The 18,582-nt window shown below is 52.6% G+C and carries 14 protein-coding genes; 4 read left to right on the top strand and 10 right to left on the bottom strand.

From position 1 onward, the window contains the following. Window positions 1–13 precede the first annotated feature (13 nt). Entirely contained in the window at window positions 14–1,012 is a 999-nt protein-coding gene (gene kdgT, locus FDX01_RS02855; protein WP_096758648.1) for a 2-keto-3-deoxygluconate transporter, read from the bottom strand. Between the two features lie 700 nt (window positions 1,013–1,712). Between kdgT and proP the strand changes: the two genes are divergently transcribed. Both proP and pmrR read left to right on the top strand, forming a co-directional pair. Then, the gene (proP, locus tag FDX01_RS02850) at window positions 1,713–3,215 is read left to right on the top strand and encodes a glycine betaine/L-proline transporter ProP (RefSeq protein WP_115259664.1); all 1,503 of its coding nucleotides are present in this window, start codon (window positions 1,713–1,715) and stop codon (window positions 3,213–3,215) included. A gap of 157 nt (window positions 3,216–3,372) precedes the next feature. Continuing rightward, window positions 3,373–3,462: an LpxT activity modulator PmrR gene (pmrR, locus tag FDX01_RS02845; RefSeq protein ID WP_096758646.1), complete on the top strand. Its 90-nt coding sequence runs from the start codon at window positions 3,373–3,375 to the stop codon at window positions 3,460–3,462. On the opposite strand, the gene pmrB is transcribed toward pmrR, so the two are convergent. The 7 genes from pmrB to melR all read right to left on the bottom strand — a co-directional run bounded on the left by pmrB (window position 3,456) and on the right by melR (window position 12,924). Continuing rightward, window positions 3,456–4,529 (bottom strand): two-component system sensor histidine kinase PmrB, encoded by a 1,074-nt coding sequence (gene pmrB, locus FDX01_RS02840; protein ID WP_170974747.1) that lies wholly within the window; start codon window positions 4,527–4,529, stop codon window positions 3,456–3,458. The two genes, pmrR and pmrB, sit on opposite strands and share 7 nt — an antisense overlap. 9 nt (window positions 4,530–4,538) lie before the next feature. Continuing rightward, window positions 4,539–5,207 carry a two-component system response regulator PmrA gene (pmrA, locus tag FDX01_RS02835; RefSeq protein WP_115259662.1) on the bottom strand — a complete coding sequence of 223 codons (669 nt, stop codon included), beginning with the start codon at window positions 5,205–5,207 and terminating at the stop codon, window positions 4,539–4,541. A gap of 4 nt (window positions 5,208–5,211) precedes the next feature. Next, on the bottom strand, window positions 5,212–6,849 hold the full coding sequence (gene eptA, locus FDX01_RS02830; RefSeq protein WP_137399190.1) for a phosphoethanolamine transferase EptA: 1,638 nt from the start codon (window positions 6,847–6,849) through the stop codon (window positions 5,212–5,214). A 136-nt stretch (window positions 6,850–6,985) separates the two neighbouring features. Beyond that, a complete protein-coding gene (gene adiC, locus FDX01_RS02825; RefSeq protein ID WP_096758642.1) occupies window positions 6,986–8,323 on the bottom strand; it encodes an arginine/agmatine antiporter in 1,338 nt (445 codons plus the stop codon). A gap of 127 nt (window positions 8,324–8,450) precedes the next feature. Next, on the bottom strand, window positions 8,451–9,212 hold the full coding sequence (locus FDX01_RS02820; RefSeq protein ID WP_096758641.1) for an AraC family transcriptional regulator: 762 nt from the start codon (window positions 9,210–9,212) through the stop codon (window positions 8,451–8,453). Window positions 9,213–9,524: 312 nt separating this feature from the next. Next, window positions 9,525–11,792 (bottom strand): arginine decarboxylase, encoded by a 2,268-nt coding sequence (gene adiA, locus FDX01_RS02815; RefSeq protein WP_137399189.1) that lies wholly within the window; start codon window positions 11,790–11,792, stop codon window positions 9,525–9,527. 199 nt (window positions 11,793–11,991) lie between these two features. Next, window positions 11,992–12,924: a transcriptional regulator MelR gene (gene melR / locus FDX01_RS02810; RefSeq protein ID WP_117343567.1), complete on the bottom strand. Its 933-nt coding sequence runs from the start codon at window positions 12,922–12,924 to the stop codon at window positions 11,992–11,994. A gap of 268 nt (window positions 12,925–13,192) precedes the next feature. Between melR and melA the strand changes: the two genes are divergently transcribed. Continuing rightward, a complete protein-coding gene (gene melA, locus FDX01_RS02805) occupies window positions 13,193–14,548 on the top strand; it encodes an alpha-galactosidase (protein ID WP_115259658.1) in 1,356 nt (451 codons plus the stop codon). 91 nt (window positions 14,549–14,639) lie between these two features. Beyond that, window positions 14,640–16,070, top strand: a complete 1,431-nt coding sequence (gene melB / locus FDX01_RS02800) for a melibiose:sodium transporter MelB (protein WP_137399188.1) — start codon at window positions 14,640–14,642, stop codon at window positions 16,068–16,070. A 36-nt stretch (window positions 16,071–16,106) separates the two neighbouring features. Here the strand turns inward: melB and FDX01_RS02795 are convergent, their stop codons facing one another. After that, a complete protein-coding gene (locus FDX01_RS02795; RefSeq protein ID WP_137399187.1) occupies window positions 16,107–16,724 on the bottom strand; it encodes a DUF2238 domain-containing protein in 618 nt (205 codons plus the stop codon). Window positions 16,725–16,884: 160 nt separating this feature from the next. Further along, entirely contained in the window at window positions 16,885–18,531 is a 1,647-nt protein-coding gene (gene fumA / locus FDX01_RS02790) for a class I fumarate hydratase FumA (protein WP_137399186.1), read from the bottom strand. Window positions 18,532–18,582 lie beyond the last annotated feature (51 nt).

Here is an 18,582-nt window from a genome sequence, read left to right as displayed (position 1 = left end):
GTACGCAGCGGACTTAGTGGTGTAACGAGTCTGCCGGCGCGGTTGTCGATTCTGTGACGACCGGTGTTTTGTTAAAACGTTTGGCGTACAGGGCGGTGATAATCGGGACCAGAATCGCCGTGACAATCACGCTGGCGGCAACCAACGCGGTAGCGGAGGCGGCAACCGGTTCAAATGCCGGGTTAATCTGGGCGATAATGACCGGGTTTGCTACCGCAGCACCGGCTGCAGAAGAAGCCGCCACGCCCGCCGTACCGTTCCCGCCACCAATCACACGGTCAGCAATAATCAGCGGGATACCGGTAATCACGATGACCGCGACACCCAGCAGGATACCCAGCAGACCGGTATCAACGATAACGCTCAGGTTAATGGTGTTCCCCAGTGCGAAACCGAAGAACGGAATCAGTACCGGCGTCGCTTTGCTGAAGAAAGTACGCAGGTCGTGATCCAGGTTACCCAACGTAAAACCAATCAGGAATGGTAATACGGCGCCAACGAAATGGTGTGGCTCAAAGGAGGCGAGACCTGCAGAACCCAGAATGACCATGGTCATCAGCGGGCCGGATTCCAGAGACATCAGGACAAATGCGCCGGACTCTTCTTTAGTACCGTACTGGTTCATCAGGCTGGCGTACAGACCGCCGTTGGTCATGTCCATTGCAGAGACAATTGCCAGGACGGAAAGACCCGCAAAGAATCCTGTTTGAATACCGGTATCAGGAATGAATGATGCGGCGATCATTGCCACTGCCCAGGCCACGGCGATTTTGGTTAATACCAGCGTACCGGACTTGCGTAATACCGTGCCGGTTGCCCGTAAATCAATAGAAGCACCAATACAAAAGAACCACACGGCCAGAATGGGAACGGTGCCGCTAATCATCCCTTTAGTAAATGAACCGAAATACGCACCGGTATCGGGAGCTAACGTATTTAACACCGCACCTAATAACAGAGGAATCAACATCATTCCGCCGGGGATGCGTTCAATCGTGGCCTTAATTTTCATAAACGTCCTCATATCTTATCGCCGATGATAAATGCGCAATAAAACAAAATATTATTTAAATTCAACAAGTTATTCGAAAGTCTTAACAAAGAAAAAAAAGCTATCTCTTTGTTTTTTAAAATCTAACGCGGCATACGTTGAGCATGTCATTGCCCCCAGGGATAGTGCGTCTGGAATTAGTGTGCATTCATAAGAACGATGATTCAATCAAAATAAAACAGCGTTTTAGTTATCTTCATCACATATTTCACGCAAAAATTCCTAAAGCTTCCGATTATTAAAAAACCTGTGAATAAGTTGTAACGGGATTAGGTGTTTTTTTGCCTGGCAGGGTAATAATGACGTTCGTGATTGTTGATGCTGAAAAGCGATTTTTACTTGTAGTAAATAGGGAATTAATCGCAACCCTGGTGTGTAAAAAAGTTGACTAAGAATGACCTTATTTACGCAGGTTGACGAAATGAAATACTATGTGTGAAGTTGATCACAGATTTAAACACTGTTAGGGTAAAGAGGTCATTAACCGCCCAATCAGGCGTCAACAGGTTCGGTTGTACTGCGCATTGCCGTTCAGTGTAAGTAAACCTGCTACGCTTGTTACAGGGATTGCGCCTGTGCATTCCCCGCTCGGCGATGACCTTAGCGCATGCTGCGTTGGGAGAGTCTCGTGCGCGACAGGGCTAAGTCTATGAGGACTGGTATGCTAAAAAGGAAAAAAATAAAACCCATTACGCTTCGCGACGTCACCATTATTGATGACGGTAAACTGCGAAAAGCCATTACCGCAGCGTCGCTGGGTAATGCGATGGAATGGTTCGATTTTGGCGTTTATGGATTTGTTGCTTACGCATTAGGTAAAGTGTTCTTTCCGGGGGCTGACCCCAGCGTGCAGATGGTTGCTGCACTCGCCACCTTCTCCGTTCCCTTTCTGATTCGACCGCTTGGCGGACTGTTCTTTGGTATGCTCGGCGATAAATACGGTCGCCAGAAGATCCTCGCTATCACCATTGTCATTATGTCGATAAGCACCTTCTGTATTGGGCTTATCCCGTCGTATGCCTCGATTGGTATCTGGGCGCCAATATTGCTGTTGCTGTGTAAGATGGCGCAGGGATTCTCGGTGGGCGGGGAATACACCGGTGCTTCGATTTTCGTCGCGGAATATTCCCCGGACCGTAAGCGCGGATTTATGGGCAGCTGGCTGGACTTTGGCTCGATTGCCGGGTTTGTGCTGGGTGCGGGCGTAGTCGTGCTGATCTCGACCGTCGTCGGTGAGGAAAACTTCCTTGAGTGGGGCTGGCGTATTCCGTTCTTTATCGCGCTGCCGTTAGGACTGATTGGTCTGTATCTGCGCCACGCGCTGGAAGAAACCCCGGCGTTTCAGCAGCATGTCGATAAGCTGGAACAGGGCGATCGCCAGGGGCTGCAGGAAGGGCCGAAGGTTTCGTTTAAAGAAATCGCCACTAAACACTGGCGTAGTCTGCTGGCGTGTACCGGTCTGGTGATTGCCACCAACGTCACCTATTACATGCTGCTCACCTACATGCCGAGCTATCTGTCGCATAACCTGCATTACTCTGAAGATCATGGTGTGCTGATTATTATCGCCATTATGATTGGTATGCTGTTTGTGCAACCGATAATGGGGCTGCTGAGTGACCGTTTCGGGCGTCGACCGTTTGTGATCATGGGCAGTATTGCGCTGTTTGTGCTGGCCATCCCGGCCTTCATCCTGATTAACAGTAACGTCATCGGCCTGATTTTTGCCGGTTTACTGATGCTGGCGGTGATCCTCAACTGCTTTACCGGGGTGATGGCGTCAACGTTACCGGCAATGTTCCCGACGCACATTCGTTACAGTGCGCTGGCTGCGGCATTTAATATTTCGGTACTGATTGCTGGTCTGACACCGACGCTGGCCGCCTGGCTGGTGGAAAGTTCGCAGAACCTGATGATGCCGGCTTACTATCTGATGGTGGTTGCGGTGGTCGGTTTAATTACCGGTATGACCATGAAAGAGACCGCTAACCAGCCGCTGAAAGGGGCGACGCCTGCCGCTTCGGATATTCAGGAAGCGAAAGAAATCCTCGGCGAGCACTACGATAATATCGAGCAGAAGATTGAAGATATCGATCAGGAAATTGCGGATTTGCAGGTTAAGCGTTCACGCCTGGTCCAGCAGCATCCGCGTATTGATGAGTAATCGTGTTATTGCCTGATGGCGCGCAGCTTTCAGGCCTACGGGTAGCGTTGTACTCAGTAGGCCGGATAAGGCGTTAGCCGCCATCCGGCGCGTGGCCTTAAGGTTGGCTTAATCTCTGTCAGGCAAACTCTCCTCCATACTATCGGAGGAGAGTGTCATGAAAACCCGTATCTATGAAAGTTTAACCACCGTGTGCAGCCTGCTGATTGTGAGCAGCTTTGTGTACGTGTGGGTGAGCTCTTACTGATCTTTCTCCAGTACTACGCTGGCTCGGGTGCCGGTAGCTCCCGTGCGATTTTGCAAAAAGAACTGCCCGCGATGGAGCTGGGTGATGCGGCTGACAATGCTCAGCCCCAGTCCAATACCGCCAAAACGACTGTCCATGCGCACAAACGCTTTGCTTAACTCCCCGCATTTACTTTCATCAATGCCCGGCCCTTCGTCTTCAATGACCATTTGCGCCTCCGGGTCAGTATGCAGGCTAATTCTAATATTACTGCCCTCCGGGCTGTAACGATGCGCATTTTCGACTAAGTTACGCAGCAGCATACGCAACAGCGTAACGTCGCCACGCACCACGACATCGGTAGCGCTCTCGGGTAATAGAAGCGTTTGTTGCCGCTGATCCAGCATGGTGCTGAGTTCATCGTAGGCAGGCAGTATGACGTCCTCCAGCAGTTTGACATGCTGGTAATTCCCCGCTGAAAACGACTGACCCACGCGGGCAAGCTGCAGCAGCTGCGACACGCAGTCCATCATTTGGTCTAAGCGGGCAATAAGCGGTGAAACGTCCACGTTGTGGGTTTTTGATAGTAATTCCAGGTGCAGGCGAACGCCAGATAACGGTGTGCGCAGCTCGTGAGCGACGTCGGCAGTAAACAGACGCTCATTGTCGAGAGTGTTGGTGAGTCGCGTCACCAGCTGATTCAGTGCCGTGACGACCGCCTGTATCTCAACGGTAGAGCTGCGGATCTCTATAGGGGTCAGGTTATCGGCCGTGCGCGCTTCTAACTCTTTTTGCAGGTTGGCAAGCGGGCGGGTGATCCGTCGCACTGCCTGATAGCAAATCAGCAGCGTCAGGCTGACCATAAAGAGACCGGGGACGATCAGGCTGGCGATGGCCTCGCGGATCTCATGCATGATGTGGCGATCGTTGTTACGGTTTTCGCGCAACGCCTGTTCGAACAGCTGTATTTGTTCGGTGCTTTCATGCCACAGCCAGAAGGTGCTAATCAGCTGAAAGACCACCAGAATCAGGCCGATCGTTATCATCAAACGATGGCGCAGCGGCAGCGGCTGTTTTAAATAACGTATCAGCTTCACTTAGTTTTCCTCAGTGGCGACCAGCATGTAGCCAAATCCCCTGACCGTGCGAATACGGGCTTTACCCACTTTATCGCGCAGGTTATGAATGTGAACTTCCAGCGTATTGGTTGACGGTTCGTTATCCCAGCTGTAGATATCGTTATACAGGATTTCCCGGTGTACCGGGCTGCCCGCTTTGAGCATCAAGCGCGACAGCAGCGCGTACTCTTTCGGCGTTAAGATAACCTCTTGCCCGTCCATCCATACCTGGCGACGACCAATGTTCAGCGTCAGGTTACCGACAGTCAACTCGCTCTCGCCCTGATTGTTATGGCGGCGCAGCAAGGCCCGAATACGGGCATGCAGTTCTTCCAGCGCGAACGGTTTGACCAGATAGTCATCGGCACCGACGTCCAGCCCGGCAACCCGGTCTTTGAGCGTATCGCGGGCGGTGAGGATCAGCACTGGAATCGTGTATTTTTTCTGCCTGATGCGGTTGAGAAAGTGCAGGCCGTCTTCATCAGGTAAACCGAGATCCAGTACCACCAGACTATAATGCCCGGTCTCCAGACATTGCTCTGCGGCACGGGCGGTTGACACGCCGTCGCAGGCATAGCCTTCCGTTTGGGCGGCAAGGATCAGTCCCTGTAATAACAGCGTATCGTCTTCAACAATCAGAATTTTCATTCAGTTAGCCTCCCCGGCATGGGTGCAGAATATCATCTGCCGCCTGGTAATTCCTGGTCTGTACGCCCGTTAATCCCAGCAGGGTGGAGAACAGATTATCTTGTGAGAAGTCTTCTGCGCTGGCCCGTTTTTGCAAACATGTTTGCGAGATCTGGTAGCGTTGCTGGTAGTCCTCTGACAACCACAGCAGCATCGGTACATGCTTTTGTGTTTCTGGCGCGATGGAATACGGCAGGCCGTGTAAATAGACGCCGTTTTCCCCTAACGATTCACCGTGATCGGAAAGATAGACCAGGCTGGTGGTGAAATTGTCCTGATGCGCTTTCAGTATATTGATTGCTTTATCAACAATATAGTCAACATACAGGATGGTATTGTCGTAGGTATTCACCAGTTGTTGCTGCGAGCAGGTTTGGATCTCATTGGTGTCGCAGGTTGGGGTGAATTTCTTGAACTGCGGCGGATAGCGGTTGTAATAGGTCGGGCCGTGGCTGCCGATGGTGTGCAGCACAATCACGCCGTCGCCTTGCAGGTTATTTATATACTCTTCCAGCCCGTGGAACAGAACGTCGTCGTAGCATTCACCGTCGATGCACTGCCCCGGCAGATTTAGCTTGGTCATATTCTGATGCGGTACGCGGTCGCATGCGCCTTTACAGCCGCCGTCGTTATCATTCCACAGCACGTTGATCCCCGCCCGCTGAATGACATCAAGTACGCCTTCCTGGTGGTGTGCCAGCTCTTCATCGTAGTGTGCGCGCGGCATGTCGGAGAACATGCAGGGGACGGACACCGCCGTCGCCGTCCCGCAGGACGTGGTGTGCGGGAAATAGACCACGTCATCTTTTTCCAGCCGCGGGTTGGTCTGGCGTGAATACCCCGACAGCGAGAAGTTATCCCCGCGCGAGGTTTCTCCCAGCACCACGATGGTGAGATTTTTACGCTTTTCTTTCAGCATTAACGGATTGCGGTGGGCATCTTCGCCAATACGCACCAGCGGCAAATCGGCCAGGCGCTGGTGTGAATACCAGGACGAGGTGGCGACGATGCTGTTGGACGGGCTGAGGGATTTAACCAGCTCTTTGTTGTTGCGAAACAGTGAGGCGTAATCTTTGTAGAAGAAGGTGGCGACCAGTACGATCAGCAGTACCGAGACCAGGATATTTGCCCCCCGGTACAGCACGCTACGCAACACCGGCGTCGTTGGCTTAATTTTGATCCAGCAGGCGATGATCGCCGCCAGAATACCGCTTATCCCGAGCGTGATGATCATTTGCGGCGTCAGCAAGGCGAAGGTTTCAGCGGGCGTGGTATCCATCATATTGGCGATCATCGAGCGGTCAATGATGATGCCGTAGGTCATGATGAAATATTGGGCAGAGGCACCCACCAGAATGAAAATGCAGGCCAACGGGCGGTTAAGCCACAGGAATGAAGCCAGCGTCAGCACAATGTTCATGACGCTGAAGGCCACCACCGGCATGGAGAGAAACACCAGCACGTTGCGCAGGGAGTCCAGCGGGAGGTCTTGCAGCACCTGCTTATAGAACGCGACGTTCAGAAAGGTGGCCAGATAAAAAGAGATCAGCAGCAGCCAGCTGATGTGCCCGAGAGTCGGTCTTTTAAACAGGTGCTTTAACATGAAGAGGAAATTCCATCGACTAAGTGGGGCAGATCCTCGCAAAGTAAAGTTAAGCCAACCTTAAGAACTTAAGATTGGCTTAATACCGGATGGCTGCGATGCCTTGTCCGGCCTATATGCACCCCTGCTGCTTACATTAATTATTGTTAACTGGGGCATCCAGTGGATACGGATTTTTATGGATCCGGTTGTAATTAAGGGCATACAGCGCGGTGATGATCATCAGCATCACGAATGACCACATCACCTCTTTGGCGCCCGAGCCGACCACTGCCCAGATGCAGTAGATAAATGCCACGAAGGTGACCAGCAAGTACAGGGGACGTGCTTTACCAAAGTGACCATGGCCCAGCAGCAGCAGGGCGGCGCAGGTATACAGGTAAGGCACCAGCGTGAAGATGACCGAGACAGAAGAGACCAGACCAAACTCTTTGGCGGCGTTCGGTGACATGCTGCTGAACTGGAAGAGAGTCATCAGGATCCCGACGATAATTAACCCGGCAACCGGCGTTCCGGCTTTGTTGACGCGGGCGAAAATCGGTGGGAACAGACCGTCGTCGGCCGCCGCTTTTGCGGTTTGTCCGGCAAGTAACGTCCAGCCACCCAGTGAGCCGAGACACCCGGCCGCTGCGCAGAAGGAGACAATCGCGCCTGCGGTGTCACCCAATGCCATGCGTGCCGCATCGCCGAATGGTGAAGCCGAAACGCGCAGCGCCGCGTTAGGGATCATGCCCATAATCGCGGTGGTAGAAAGCACGTAGCAGACGGCGGCAATCAGTACCCCGCCAATGGTGGCGATAGGAACGTTACGTTTAGGGTTTTTGACCACGCCCGCAGCCACAGAAGCACTTTCTACCCCGATGAATGACCACAGGGTGACGTTCAAGGTGCTTTGGATCGCGCCGAAGGTGTTCATGCCGCTGACGTTCCAGGCTGCCATATAGGTTTCACCGCGAAACCAGAACCAGCCGAAGACGGCAATCCCGACAATGGGCACCAGTGCCAGCACGGTAGCAATGGCCTGCACGCGGGTGATCATTTTCGGCCCGACGATATTCAGCAACACGAAGACCCACAGTACGGCGACGCAGGTCAGCGTTAACACCAGCGGATCTTTTAAGATGGGGAAAAAGTAGCTCAGGTAACCCACGCCAATGACCACCATCGCGATGTTACCGATCCAGCAGGCCAGCCAGTACAGGACGTTGGTTTGATAGCCTAAGAAGGGACCGAAGCAGCGGCGGGCATACGCGTAAGAACCACCGGGACTGGAGTCTAAGGACGACATTTTGGCGTACACCATCGACAGCGCCAGCGCGCCGATAATCGTGACCAGCCATCCGTAGATTGCAATCCCGCCAGTTGACGCCAGATTGGCGGGTAACAGGAATACACCGGAACCCATAATATTCCCCGACACCATTAAGGTGACGGGGATTAAGCCCACTTTGTGAGCATCAGCATCCGTCGACATATTTCTTAACTCCTGATAAGGATAAATGACGACGTATCATACCTCCGTAGAAGATGATTGAATTATGGCGAAAGGGGAGTATCGCCAATGCTGATATTATTATGGCTTATTGCTAAATGATTAAAAATCAGGCGGCCGTTTGTTCCCGGTGCAGGCTAACATAATGCAGTGGGGTCATCCCGTAGAACTCTTTGAATACAGAGATGAAGTATGACGTACTGTTATATCCGCACAGTTGTGACACCTGAGATATGTTTTTTCCGTCCATCAATAATTGATTGACGGCATAACGCATGCGACAGGTGGTAATTATTTGGCTGTAACTTGTATTTTCATTTTTGAGCTTTTTCTTTAACAAACTGGGGCTCAGGCACAGGCAGCTGGCGACCAAACTCAAGTTCCAGTCTTTATGAATATCACTCTCAATGATGTGATAAACGCTGTCGCTAATACGACTGCGTAACATATGCATCAGCAGCGGGAGAAACTTTTTGCTGTCGAGAAAGCGTGATAGCACGGTGAACAGCAGTGCACGCGTCCGTTCTGCCTCCCCTTCGTTCAGCGTTTCCATCACGCTGTGCTGGGCGGCGACCCGAAACACATCCGGCGTCAGGCAGGCAGCGGTCATTACCGGGCTGGCACTGCGTTGCCAGAGGGGGATTTGTGAGAGATCTTTATTTAAAAATCGTAAGTAATCTTTAATAATGTCGCGACTGATGTGAACCACCAGGGCGTTATTGAGTGAAGAGAAGTCGATAATATTATTATCACATGCCACCAGTGCCATGTGGTTGGCTTTTAAACTGATGGCTTCTTTACCGTTAATCCTTAACCAAACATCTTTCTCCGTTAATACAACAACACAAGCTTCTTTGCTGCAAACCCTCATACCCGAACTCCTGGAATATGAATATAAAATACCGTCGCTCGCCGAAGGGTGAGTAATACCGGTTAAATGGAATTGTATGATGAATCAAAACCTGCGATAAAATAGCGTGATTCAAAGGAATTACAATATCTGTGGGGATTATTGGGGTGTACATAATAATTTACGCGAGTGGCAACGTGTTTTCGCTGCATAAAAAAGCGCGGGGTGGCCCCGCGCAAAAGGTATGACAATGTTATTGTTTTGCAGCAATACTCAGGAATTACTCAAGCATGACATGTCTACCTTAAACATCGGACTATCTATAAAGCGACATTATGCTTTCACGCACATGACGTGATACATGCCGTCGATAATTTCCGTTCCTTCGGTTTCATGTTCAAAGCCAGGGAAGTTATGGTCCCAGGATTGCAACGAACGCAGGTAACTTATCTGTGGGCTATTGGCATCGCCAAAGTTTTCCCCGGACAGCAGCATCGGGATTCCCGGTGGGTAAGGGATAACGGAATTGGCGGCAATACGGCCCGGCAGATTTTCGATGGCTACCATCTCAACGTTGTCGCTCACGATCGCGTTATAGGCTTCGCGCGGGGTGATTTCAGCGACAGGCAGGCCGGAGTAGGCCGCATTGAGGCGGCTACCTGGGTTATTTTCTTTCAGCCAGGCGAACATGGTGTCGCCCAGATCGTGAATGCCCATGTTGGCGTAAGTGTCAGGATGTTCCTCTACCAGTTCCGGCATCACCTGTGACAGCGGGGTATTGGTATCGTAATGGTGCTTGAAGGAACACAGCGTGTTGATAAGCGTGCCCCATTTCCCGCGGGTGATCCCCATTGAGAACAGAAACATAATCTGGAAGTCGGTGGTGCGGGTCGGTACGATACCGTGACGTCCAAGCCAGGCGGTGACCAGCGCGGCCGGCACGCCATTTTCTTCCAGCTCGCCGTCGTCGCCCATTCCCGGTGCCAGAATGCTGACCTTAATCGGGTCCAGCATGCTCCAGTTATCCGGCAGGTCTTTAAAGCCGTGCCAGGATTCACCCGGGCGCATCACCCAGCAATTCTGGTCGGTGGTCAGCAGTTGGGTCGGAGCATCCGCGAAGTCGTAGGTTTCGCCGGTTTGTGGATCGGTGACCACCTCTTTGTTCCACGGTTTGAAGAACCAGTCGCCCTCGGCGGTGAATTCTTTGTATAGCCGCGCCATTGCCTGGCGGAAATCAACCGCTTCGTCGATCACTTCCTGAGTGAGCGACAGGCCGCTATTACCGTCCATCATTGAGACCGCCACGTCGTTTGAGGCGCAGATGGCATACAGCGGTGAGGTGGTGGCGTGCATCATATACGCCTGGTTAAAGCGGGAGAAATTCACCGCTCCACGGCCTTCACGCACGTGAATGTAAGAGGCCTGTGACAGCGCATTCAGCAGTTTGTGGGTGGAGTGCGTGGCAAATACGGTGGGGCCGTTATGGTCACCCGGCTCTCCACGCATGGCGTAGTGGTCGTTGTAAATCGGGTTGAAGCGCGCATAACCGTACCAGGCTTCATCGAAGTGTATACGATCGCTGGTTTGTGCCAGCAGGTCTTGCGCTTCTTTCGCGTTGTAGCAGACGCCGTCGTAGGTACAGTTAGTGACCACGCTGTAAGATGGCTTTTGCCCGGCTTTATCTTGCGTCAGCGGGCTTTCGCTGATTTTTTTCTGCAACGTTTCCGGCTGCATTTCCTGCGGGTAGATAGGCCCGATAATGCCGTAACGGTTACGGCTTGGCACCATATACACCGGTTTTGCCCCGGTGAGGATCAGCCCCTGCTCGATCGATTTATGGCAGTTTCGGTCCAGAACGACCACGTCGTTGTCGGTCATGCAGGCCTGCATGATGGTGCGGTTAGAGCCGGATGTGCCGACCACTACGGACCACGAACGGTCAGCGCCAAAGACGCGGGCGGCATATTTTTCACTCTCGCCAAATGCGCCGGTGTGGTCAAGCAGCGAGCCGAGAGAGGCGCGTTCGATACCCATATCGCTACGGAACAGATTTTCACCGTAGTAATCATGGTAGAAACGACCCGCAGGGGTTTTGGTAAATCCGACGCCGCCCTGGTGGCCTGGTGCGGCCCAGGAATATTCATGGATGTCGCCGTATTTCATCAATGCGCTGAACAGTGGCGGCAGAAGCTGCTGGCGATAACGGGTCATTGCCGCAACGGCGCGCCCGGCGATAAAGTCGGCAGTATCTTCCAGAATCCAGGCGAATTCATCGACAAGCTCCAGCAGATCGCGATCCAGCGATGCGGTAGCTTTTTCCCGATCGCCCAGCAGGAAAACGGGAACATTTTGCTGGCGTTCGTGAAGCTTGCCGATCAATTGCCTGACGTTGAGGTGTTCGTCCTGTTGTTCCATTTGGTAGCTGAACATCAGGCAGTCAATGGCCTCATTGGCGGCCAGGATGGCGTAACCATCATCGAATGATGTGGACTTAATGACGGTCACATTTTGCCGACTTAGAGCGTCCGCCAGACGTTCGACCGCGTGGCCGACCCAGGTGTCCTGATGCAGAAATTCGCTTTCAACAATTAATACTTTCATCGTCTGTTTCCCGTAGTGGAGGATGTGTGACGAGGGCAAGTATTTACCTGATAAATACGGGAGTAAAGGGGGCGAAAATCAGGCGATTTTGTGTTTTTATTTTTTAAAAACAAATGGTTGATTGGTGCATTTGGCGATTTTTCCCCGTCGTTTATCGACAGGGGAATTATTTTTTTGGCTGATAGTGATATTGCCGGGGTCAGAGGGCTGAGGACTGTCGTCTTTGCTGACTCAGTTTGCGGTATTGCTGTGGTGACATGCCGACAAATTTGTTGAAGGTGTCGTAAAAGCGGCTGCTGGAGCGGAACCCGGCGGTCAGCGCCACGTCCAGAATCGTTTTATCGGTATCGCTTAGCAGCGCGCGGACGTGGTTGATCCGCATCGCGGTAATGTACTGCTTCATGGTGAGCTGCATTACGCGCTGGAAAATTCCCATCGCATAGTTGGCATTGAGCTTCACATGCTCTGCGACGTCGTTAATGGTGAGCGCCTGATCGTAGTTGTCGGCAATAAAGCTCAGCATCTGGCTGACGTAAAACTGAGCGTGTCGGGAAACGCTGTTTTTGTGCGTGCGCGAGGTTTTATTGACCAGAATCGGCTGCCAGCCCGACAGGCTAAAGCGCTTAAGCATCAGACCAATTTCGTCGATCGCCAACTGGCGAATTTGTTCGTTCGGGCTGTTTACCTCTTGCTGCCAGCGCTGAACTTCAAAGGTGCTGAGCTGTTGCGTCGCCAGTGATTTAATGACCATGCCATGCGTGACGTGGTTGATCAGTTCGCGATCCAGCGGCCAGGAGAGAAACAGGTGCATCGGTAAATTGAAAATCGCCATCTGCTGGCAGGTACCCGGACGGGTGAGCTGGTGCGGCGTACAGGCCCAGAATAATGTGATATGTCCCTGTTTTATCTGCACCACTTCGTTATTGATAACATACTCAACGTCGCCATCGAACGGTACATTCACTTCCACCTGGCCGTGCCAGTGGCTGGAGTCCATGGCATGCGGCGGGCGCAGCTCGATATCCATGCGTTGATACTCTGAGTACAGCGTCAGCGGGCTGCGGGTCTGCTGTTCATCGCTACTGCACATGTGTGGATCGGGAGGGAGAAGCGGTATCGGTAACGTCGTCATGGTCACTCCATTTCCTGAATGCTCAGAATCATGCCATTTGTATACAGATAAGACTGCGAATTGGGACGCAAATTGAGTCATTAGACCTCAGCATAGTAGAGTTTTTGGGCCACATACTCTGCTTTTCGGCTAATTTAATCCCATTAACTCAGATTCTGCGTGGGCAGAAAGGTGATCTGAGTTTTTGGGAATGCTCATTACAGAAGCCGGAGGCTTTCATCGCCATCGCGTGCCATCCTGACGATGACCAACAACGTTCTGGAGAGTGATGATGTCTGCACCCAAAATTACCTTTATCGGCGCCGGTTCCACGATTTTCGTCAAAAATATTCTCGGGGATGTCTTTCACCGCGATGCACTGAAATCTGCGCATATTGCCTTAATGGATATCGATCCCACACGCCTTGAAGAATCGCATATTGTGGTGCGCAAACTGATGGATTCAGCGGGCGCATCCGGTCACATTACCTGCCATACCGATCGGAAAGCGGCGTTGCAGGATGCCGATTTTGTGGTTGTCGCCTTCCAGATTGGCGGCTATGAGCCGTGTACCGTCACTGATTTTGACGTGTGTAAACGTCATGGTCTGGAACAAACCATTGCCGATACGCTGGGGCCGGGCGGCATTATGCGCGCGCTGCGCACCATCCCGCATTTATGGCAGATTTGTGAAGACATGACCGAAGTTTGCCCACATGCCACGATGCTTAACTACGTCAATCCGATGGCGATGAACACCTGGGCTATGTATGCACGGTATCCGCAGATTAAACAGGTTGGGCTGTGCCACTCTGTTCAGGGGACGGCGGAGGAGTTGGCGCGTGATTTGAATATCGATCCCGCCACGTTGCGCTACCGTAGCGCCGGGATCAACCATATGGCGTTTTACCTGGAGCTGGAACGAAAAACAGCAGAGGGCAGCTATGTGGATTTGTACCCGGAACTGCTGGCTGCTTATGAAGCCGGTCAGGCGCCGAAGCCTAACATTCACGGGAATAGCCGCTGCCAGAACATCGTGCGGTATGAGATGTTCAAAAAACTGGGGTACTTCGTTACTGAGTCTTCAGAACATTTTGCTGAATATACGCCGTGGTTTATTAAGCCGGGACGTGAAGACCTGATTGAGCGCTACAAGGTGCCGCTGGATGAATACCCGAAACGTTGCGTGGAACAACTGGCGAACTGGCATAAAGAGCTGGAGGAGTACAAAACGGCGGCGCGGATTGATATTAAACCGTCGCGGGAATATGCCAGCACGATCATGAATGCCATCTGGACCGGTGAGCCGAGCGTGATTTATGGCAACGTGCGTAATGACGGCCTGATCGATAACCTGCCACAGGGCTGCTGTGTGGAAGTGGCGTGTCTGGTTGATGCCAATGGCATTCAACCGACGAAGGTGGGCACTCTCCCATCGCATCTGGCGGCAATGATGCAAACCAATATCAATGTGCAGACCCTGCTGACCGAAGCCATCCTGACGGAAAACCGCGATCGGGTGTATCACGCGGCAATGATGGACCCCCATACCGCGGCAGTATTGGGCATTGAGGAGATTTATGCGCTGGTGGACGACCTGATCGCTTCACATGGCGACTGGTTACCGGCCTGGTTACATCGATAAGCCCCTTGCGCGCCGGCAGCATGTCCGGCGCCCGACGTCTCACGTTTCCTATTACAGAAGGCGGGCGCTGGTAACAGTGACCCGATACCCTATGAGCATATCTCTGACAACAAAACTCAGTTATGGATTTGGAGCGTTTGGTAAGGATTTCGCTATTGGTATTGTGTACATGTACCTGATGTATTACTACACCGATGTGGTGGGATTATCGGTGGGTCTGGTCGGGACATTGTTCCTGGCGGCAAGAATTTGGGATGCGATTAACGATCCGATCATGGGCTGGATTGTTAACGCCACCCGCTCACGCTGGGGAAAGTTTAAACCCTGGATTCTAATCGGCACCCTGGCGAACTCGCTGGTGCTGTTCTTGCTATTTAGTGCCCATCTGTTCGAAGGGACAACGCAGGTTGTCTTTGTATGTGTCACCTACATTCTGTGGGGGATGACCTACACCATTATGGATATTCCCTTCTGGTCGCTGGTGCCGACCATTACGCTGGATAAACGCGAACGTGAGCAACTGGTGCCGTTTCCCCGCTTTTTCGCCAGCTTGTCCGGGTTTGTGACCGCCGGGGTAACGTTGCCCTTTGTCAGCTATGTTGGCGGGGCCGATCGTGGATTTGGTTTCCAGATGTTTACGCTGGTGCTGATCGCATTCTTTATCGTGTCGACATTCGTGACGCTACGTAATGTGCATGAGGTGTATTCGTCGGACAGCGATGCAACAGCCGACAGCAGTCGCCTGAGTTTGAAAGCGATCGTCGGACTTATCTATAAAAACGACCAGCTTTCCTGCTTGCTGGGCATGGCGCTGGCCTACAATATCGCGGCCAATATTATTGCGGGTTTTGCTATTTACTATTTTACCTACGTAATTGGCGATGCGGCCCTCTTCCCGTACTACATGTCCTACGCCGGTGCGGCTAATCTGCTGACGCTGATCCTTTTTCCTCGACTGGTGAAAGCGTTGTCCCGGCGGATCTTATGGGCTGGGGCATCGATAATGCCGGTACTTAGCTGCGGCGTGCTGTTGGCGATGGCATTAGCGGGTTTTCATAATACCCTGCTGATTGCGATTGCCGGGGTTTTACTGAACATTGGTTCGGCGCTTTTCTGGGTGCTGCAGGTCATTATGGTCGCGGACACCGTCGATTACGGTGAATACAAGCTCAATGTACGTTGTGAAAGCATTGCCTATTCGGTACAAACCATGGTGGTCAAAGGGGGATCAGCGTTTGCTGCTTTCTTTATCGCGCTGGTGCTCGGGATAATTGGCTATCTGCCGAACGTTGAGCAGTCTGCCGAAACCATCGTGGGTATGCAATTCATTATGATAGCGCTACCGGCACTCTTTTTTATGGTCACGCTAATCCTCTACTTCCGTTTCTACCGACTGAACGGCGATACGCTGCGCCGGATCCAGATCCACTTGTTGGATAAGTACCGCAAGGTGCCTTCGGTGGATGAGCAACTGGATATACCGGTGGTTGCGGTAGCAACCGCCAGTGAAGCTAAGGCGTAACGTACAGGCCGGATTAGCGTCAGCGACATCCGGCAATCAGTTCACGGTGATTAACCCATAGCGGCGCAACTGCCGACAATGAACCCGCGCCAGCAGTATCACCGTGGTTAATGCGCCGAGCAGGGCGCAGAACATATCTGACTGGGTATCCCACGGATCGCCCTGCGTGCCAAGGAAATCATCTGCACCTTGACCCATCGCCAGCGCCGCCCACCATTCAATCAGTTCATAGGTGGCGCTGATCGCCAGCGCGACACAGCAGACTAAAAACGCCAACATCTTACGCCCACGGACAATATTGCCGCGTACTAAAATCTCTCTGGCCGTCAGGGCAGGTACCAGCCCCTGGAAGAAGTGGCCCAGCTTGTCATAAGGGTTGCGGCTCAGATTCAGCCACTCCTGAACATCAAAGCCAATCGGCACCTTAGCGTAGGTGTACATACCGCCCACCATCAGAATGATGGCATGCAAGAATATCAGCGTGTAGAGCAGCGGCGTCAGCGGGTAGCGCTTAACGGTCACCAGCAGCAACGGGACGACAATAATGACCGGCGTGACTTCCATCAGCCAGGTGATTTTTTCTGTGGCGCAGAAGCCGGTGTAGGCAAGAATGAGCGCCAGCACCAGTGCGCCAGTATTCAGCATGCGGATCATGATGATTTAGCGAGTAGTCGAAAAGGCTACTATTTATCGGGCGTGATAAAAATTCAATACCCGTTATTGAGGGGGGAGAGTGGCCCGGGGGGATCACCGGGCTGTCCTCAACGGTTGGGTGTCCAACGATTGGGAGCAGTCCGGTGCCGGGCCAGATAGGTTACTTCGCGCAGTTAGCGCATTGCTTGCTGACAATTTGCTGGAAGAAATCGTTGCCTTTGTCATCGACCAGGATGAAGGCCGGGAAATCTTCAACTTCGATTTTCCAAATAGCTTCCATACCCAGTTCCGGATACTCCACGCATTCCAGATGCTTAATGCTCTGCTGCGCCAGTACTGCCGCCGGACCGCCGATGCTGCCTAAGTAGAAGCCGCCGTGTTTATGGCAGGCGTCGGTCACCTGCTGGCTGCGGTTCCCTTTCGCCAGCATGATCATGCTGCCGCCGTGGGATTGCAGCAGATCAACGTAGGAGTCCATACGACCCGCGGTGGTTGGGCCTAAGGAGCCTGATGGATAACCCGCTGGTGTTTTTGCCGGACCCGCGTAGTAGATCGGGTGATCTTTCACGTACTGCGGCAGACCTTCACCGGAATCAATACGCTCTTTCAGCTTCGCATGGGCAATGTCGCGACCCACAATGATGGTGCCGCTTAACGACAGGCGCGTAGATACCGGGTATTGAGAAAGCTGGGCGAGGATCTCTTTCATCGGGCGGTTCAGGTCAACCTTAACTGCTTCACCTTCACCAGCCTGACGCAGCGATTCTGGAATGTATTGGGCTGGATTATGCTCCAGTTTTTCAATCCAGATACCGTCGCGATTAATTTTGGCCTTGATGTTACGGTCGGCAGAGCAGGATACACCCATGCCTACCGGGCAAGATGCACCGTGGCGAGGCAAGCGGATCACGCGGATATCGTGTGCGAAGTATTTGCCGCCAAACTGTGCGCCGAGACCCAGTTTCTGTGCTTCTTCAAGCAGTTCTTGTTCCAGTTGAACGTCGCGGAACGCCTGACCATGGGCATTACCTTCGGTCGGCAGCGCGTCGTAGTAGTGCGTGCTGGCCAGTTTCACCGTTTTGAGGGTGCTTTCTGCTGAGGTGCCGCCAATGACAAAGGCGATGTGGTAAGGCGGGCAGGCCGCCGTACCCAGCGTGCGCATCTTATCAACCAGGTAACTTTTCAGCTTGCCGGGGGTCAGCAGTGCTTTCGTTTCCTGATAGAGGTACGTTTTGTTTGCTGAGCCGCCGCCTTTGGCCACACACAGGAATTTGTATTCGTCACCATCCACGCTGTACAGGTCGATTTGCGCGGGCAGGTTCGTCCCGGTATTGACCTCTTTGTACATATCCAGTGCGGCGTTTTGTGAATAGCGCAGGTTATCTTCAATGTAGGTATTAAAGACACCTTTGGAGAGCGCGGCTTCGTCCCCTCCACCGGTCCAGACGCGCTGGCCTTTTTTACCCATGATAATAGCCGTGCCGGTATCCTGACAGGTTGGCAGCACGCCTTTGGCGGCGATTTCAGAGTTTCTCAGGAATTGCAGCGCCACGTACTTATCGTTTTCGCTGGCTTCTGGATCGTGAAGAATGGAGGCGACTTGCTGCTGGTGTTCCGGGCGGAGCATGAATGAGGCATCGTGGAAGGCTTGCTGGGCCAGGAGCGTCAGTGCTTCTGGTTCTACCTTGAGGATTGTCTCGCCTTCAAACTCGCCGACGCTGACGTGATCGGATGTCAGCAGATAGTACTCAGTTTTGTCTTCCCCCAGCGGGAAAGGCGCCTGGTAAGTGAATTCAACTTTTGACATTTGCTTCCAGCCTTTTCTTTTTTATCAGAAACGTAAATTGTTCTGCATCTT

The organism is Citrobacter sp. wls613, assembly GCF_005281195.1.
Classification (GTDB): domain Bacteria; phylum Pseudomonadota; class Gammaproteobacteria; order Enterobacterales; family Enterobacteriaceae; genus Citrobacter; species Citrobacter gillenii.
Note: the sequence above shows the minus strand (reverse complement) of the source record. Positions and strands in the feature narration are given on the sequence as shown.